General features: G+C 67.6%; 4 protein-coding genes. All 4 read left to right on the forward strand.

What is annotated here, in order from left to right:
- The first annotated feature begins 158 nt into the window (after nt 1-158).
- The 4 genes from ACYP33_RS22105 to ACYP33_RS22120 all read left to right on the forward strand — a co-directional run bounded on the left by ACYP33_RS22105 (nt 159) and on the right by ACYP33_RS22120 (nt 3,804).
- Nucleotides 159-710, forward strand: coding sequence for a hypothetical protein (locus tag ACYP33_RS22105; protein WP_459623939.1), 552 nt, complete (start codon nt 159-161; stop codon nt 708-710).
- Nucleotides 711-966: 256 nt separating this feature from the next.
- On the forward strand, nt 967-1,422 hold the full coding sequence (locus ACYP33_RS22110; protein WP_459623940.1) for a MarR family winged helix-turn-helix transcriptional regulator: 456 nt from the start codon (nt 967-969) through the stop codon (nt 1,420-1,422).
- 109 nt (nt 1,423-1,531) lie between these two features.
- Nucleotides 1,532-1,903 (forward strand): DUF779 domain-containing protein, encoded by a 372-nt coding sequence (locus tag ACYP33_RS22115; protein ID WP_414443300.1) that lies wholly within the window; start codon nt 1,532-1,534, stop codon nt 1,901-1,903.
- Nucleotides 1,904-2,259: 356 nt separating this feature from the next.
- Complete coding sequence (locus ACYP33_RS22120) at nt 2,260-3,804, forward strand: Rieske 2Fe-2S domain-containing protein (protein ID WP_459623941.1); 1,545 nt, start codon at nt 2,260-2,262, stop codon at nt 3,802-3,804.
- The last annotated feature ends 198 nt before the right edge of the window (nt 3,805-4,002 follow it).

The following is a 4,002-nucleotide window of genomic DNA, read 5'->3' on the forward strand; positions in this document are numbered from 1 at the left end:
ACCCCGGCCCGGCGGCGCGCGTGAGAGACGCGCCGCCGGGCCGGTTCGCGTGAGGTCGCGGCACGGGGTGTGCGCCGCGTTTTCATGTGGCGTCGCGCGTGCGCGCGGCGCGTTGCATCAAGCTGTCCGACTCCAATCACAATCCAATCGAGGCCGCGATGTTCACCCTGCATCCCCCGTTGTCCTTTTTCCAGCGACTCGCCGTGTGGTGGTCGTACTTCTGGCGCGCCACGCTCGCGACCTTGCCGATCTGGCTCGGCGCGATCGTGCTCCTGTTCGTGTTCTACCTGACGGCGCGGCATGGCATGGTGCCGAAGCTCGGGGAGAACGGCGCGTTCGGCCTGGCCCTGCTGGTGATATTCGGGCTGTTGGCGGCGGTCGTGGTGCTGAGTCTGCCGATCGTCGGTTACATGACGCGCCGCGCATTCGCCAGGCATGGGCTCACGGTGCCGGAGCGCTACAGCTTCCGGCAGGCGGTGATGCTCGGGCTGACCACCTGGGGCTGGACCATCGTCGTATCGCTCGCCGGCAACCTGCTCGCGTATCCGTTCAAGCATGTGGTGGCGGCCTCGCCGGGCGCGATGCTGCTGCAGCAGCTCGTCATGCTGTGCGTGGGGTGGCTCGGCGCGATGTATGTCGTGATGCCGCGTCAGGCGCGGCGGCTGCGGATTCAGACCGGCGATCCGGCGGTGCTGGCGGAAATGCTGTAAGGGGCGGAGGCCGGGGCGCTTCGGGTTTCTCGTGCCGCCGCGTGCCGCCGGTGCCCTGGAGCGAGCCCGTGGGGTAGCAACGGTTCGGAGTCCGGCTTCAACACCGCGATGCGGCCCCGAGGCAGCGCTGCGGCACGTCGTAGCGTGCGAGCTGAATGTCAAATCGTTTTGACGTTGCCCGACGTCGCGTGTAACGTCGGCGTAACTTCACCCTTGTCCGTCGACGGCGCCCACGGTGGCGTCGACATGTCGATCCATGCTTCCCGATTGCTACTGCATCCAGTTCAGGCGCGCGGCCAACGCGCTGACCGGCATCTACGATCAGGTGCTGCGCCCCACCGGCCTCAAGGCCACGCAATTCGCGCTGCTGCGCGTGCTCGCGCGGCTCGAATCGGCCACCTTCACCGAGATCGCCACCATAACGATGCTCGACAAGACCACCATCTCGCGCAACATGAAGGTGCTGATCCAGTCGGGCTGGGTGACCGTGTTTTCCGAGGGCGATGCGCGCTTCAAGGTCGCACGCCTGAGCGAAAGCGGCACGGCCAAACTGCGCGACGCGGAGCCGCACTGGCAGGCGGCGCAGGCGCACGTGGAGGGCGACGTGCAGCAATACCTGCAGGGCACGGCCAGCAAGCAACTCGTGTCGGCGCTCGAAGCGCTCCATCAACCTCGGCCGGACGCCGACGCCGACGCCAACTCGGCGGGTTAACCCGGCCTGTCGAAGCGGGGCGGCGCTGCCTACTATCGGACGGATGGGCGGCGGGCGGCATGCCGGCGCCGCTCGCCACCGTTGGCGCGCCGCGCCGGGAGGAGACACCATGTCCGATTCGCCACCGCGCGTCGTCGCCACCGACGCCGCGCGCCAGTTGATCCAGGAACTGAGCCGCAAGCACGGCCAGTTGATGTTCCACCAGTCGGGCGGCTGCTGCGACGGCAGCGCGCCGATGTGTCTTCAGGAAGGCGAACTGATCGTCGGCGGCGGCGATGTGCGCCTCGGCGAGATCGAGGGCATGGCGTTCTACATGAGCGACTCGCAGTACGCGTCGTGGCAGCACACGCAACTGATCATCGACGTGACGCCCGGCATCGGCGGCATGTTCTCGCTCGAAGGCACCAGCGGCCTGCGCTTCCTGACGCGCTCGCGGCTGTTCACCGAAGACGAACTGAGCCGGCTCGACGCGGTGCGCTAGCGTCGCGGAGGCCCAGCGGCCCAGCGCCCGGGCGTCACCCTCGGCGGCAGGGGCGGCCGGTGCCCGCGTGACGACTCCGAGCCGCCGTCGCCGCCGTTTCATCCTTCCCCGCTTTCTCTCCCTTCCTCCACGTTGTTCCGCGCCGCAGCGCCGTCGCGGTGCCGCGCCTTGCACCCGCCCGCACCAGCGCTCCGCAGCCGCCGTTCGCCCCGGTCGGCGCGCACACGCCAAACGCGATCTCGGTGTTAACCCATACAGACATTCCGGATTCAGAACACTACGCTCTGTATACAGAGTTCAGAGTTCAAAAGAATTCAAGCGGCACGATCCCCATCAATCACTGGAGGAAGCAAGTCATGAGCGTCAAATCGGACAAACTGGAAGAGCCGCGCACTGCTGGCGGAGCCGCGCCGGTTGCCAGGAAACTGATTCCCTACGGCGGCTACTACACGAACAAGATTCCCGATCACGATCCCGAGCTGACGGAAACCGGGCCGGGCACGCCGACCGGCGAATTCATGCGGCGCTTCTGGCACCCGGTGTGCATGTCGCTCGAACTGACCGATACGCCGCGCTTCCTGAAGATTCTCAACGAGGAACTGGTGGCGTTCCGCGACAAGAGCGGCGCGGTGGGCGTGCTGCATGCGCACTGCGTGCACCGCGGCGCATCGCTCGAATACGGCTCGATCCAGGAGCACGGCATCATGTGCTGCTATCACGGCATGGTGTTCGACGTGGACGGCGCCTGCCTGCACGTGCCGTTCCCGAAGGGGGAGGAGAAGGAGGCCAAGAAGTTCGCCTGCTCGATCCGCCAGGGCGCCTACAAGGCGGTCGAGCGCAACGGCCTGGTGTTCGCCTACATGGGGCCGCCCGAGGACGAACCGCCGTTCCCCGAATGGGAAGGCGACTTCACGGTGATGGACGGCGACGAGCTGGTGCCGTACAGCAACTTCCAGCATTGCAACTGGCTGCAGGTGCAGGACAACGCGGCCGACAACTACCACACGGCCGCGCTGCACGCGGGCAAGAGCGTGGTGGATGGGCACTTCCAGGGCACCACGTTCGACGAGGTCGGCGCGGCCTCGATGGAAGTGGCGCCCGACATGAACTTCGTGCCGGTGCAGGGCGGCCGGAGCCTCGCCTGCGCGGGCGCGCGCCGCGTCGACAAGGATCGCCTGTTCGTGCGCGTGCAGCATCAGGTGCTGCCGAACCTGAGCCTGCACGCCTACACGTCCGAGGACGGCTCGCAGAAGAAGCTGTTCAGCCGCTTCCACATCATTCGCTGGACGGTGCCGGTGGACGACGAGAACAGCAAGATGATCGGCTGGCGCGTGATGGGGCCGGGCATCGACACGCGCGGCGTGGGCAACAAGGCGCTGGTGGGCTACGAGTCGATCGACTTCCTCGAAGGCCAGGTGGCGATGCGCCGCCCCGAGCGCTTCGGCCAGTACAAGCTCGACGAGCTGCCGCCGATCCCGCCGAACCACCGCGAGCGCGCGCACTACAAGCAGGCGCAGTACGCGCCGGGCGACTACGAGGCGATCATCAGCCAGCGCCCGATTGCCGTGCATGCGCTCGAACATCCGACCCGCTTCGACGCGGGCCTCTACCAGTTCCGCAAGATGCTGCGCGACGCGGTGCGCGGCACCAATCCGCCGTCGTCGGCGCAGGGCTTCACCGAATGGTTCCGCGAGCTGGCCGGCGCGCCGAACAGCTATTGCTCGGGCAACGTGTTCGAGATTGCCGAGGGCGAAACCGTCGAGGAAGAAGTGGCGCGCCGGCGCAAGGTGCTGAAGTCGGTGGTCGAGATCCTGACGCAGAGCGAGCCGATGAAGGGCGCCGAGCGCGCCGAGTTCGTGCGGGGCCGCTTCGACGATCTCGAGCAATCGCTGAAGCGCTGACACGCCGGCGCCTTACCGGCGGCGCGCTCGCCGCGCGCGAGCGCGCCGCCTGCCAAGCAACAAGGAAACACCGCATGGAAACCGAACTGGAAGCCGCATTGGCCCCCGCGCAGGAGGCGGCCGAGTCCGCGCGCGACGCGGCCGCCGACACCCTCGACGTGAGGGTCAGGCAGGTGCGCTACGAAGGGCGCGGCATCA

It is taken from the genome of Burkholderia sp. 3C, from assembly GCF_054589155.1.

Bases quoted from the DNA above. Each gene is read 5' to 3' on its own strand.
- ACYP33_RS22115 (WP_414443300.1), top strand. From the start codon at position 1,532: ATGTCCGATTCGCCACCGCGCGTCGTCGCCACCGACGCCGCGCGCCAG.
- ACYP33_RS22110 (WP_459623940.1), top strand. From the start codon at position 967: ATGCTTCCCGATTGCTACTGCATCCAGTTCAGGCGCGCGGCCAACGCG.
- ACYP33_RS22120 (WP_459623941.1), top strand. From the start codon at position 2,260: ATGAGCGTCAAATCGGACAAACTGGAAGAGCCGCGCACTGCTGGCGGA.
- ACYP33_RS22105 (WP_459623939.1), top strand. From the start codon at position 159: ATGTTCACCCTGCATCCCCCGTTGTCCTTTTTCCAGCGACTCGCCGTG.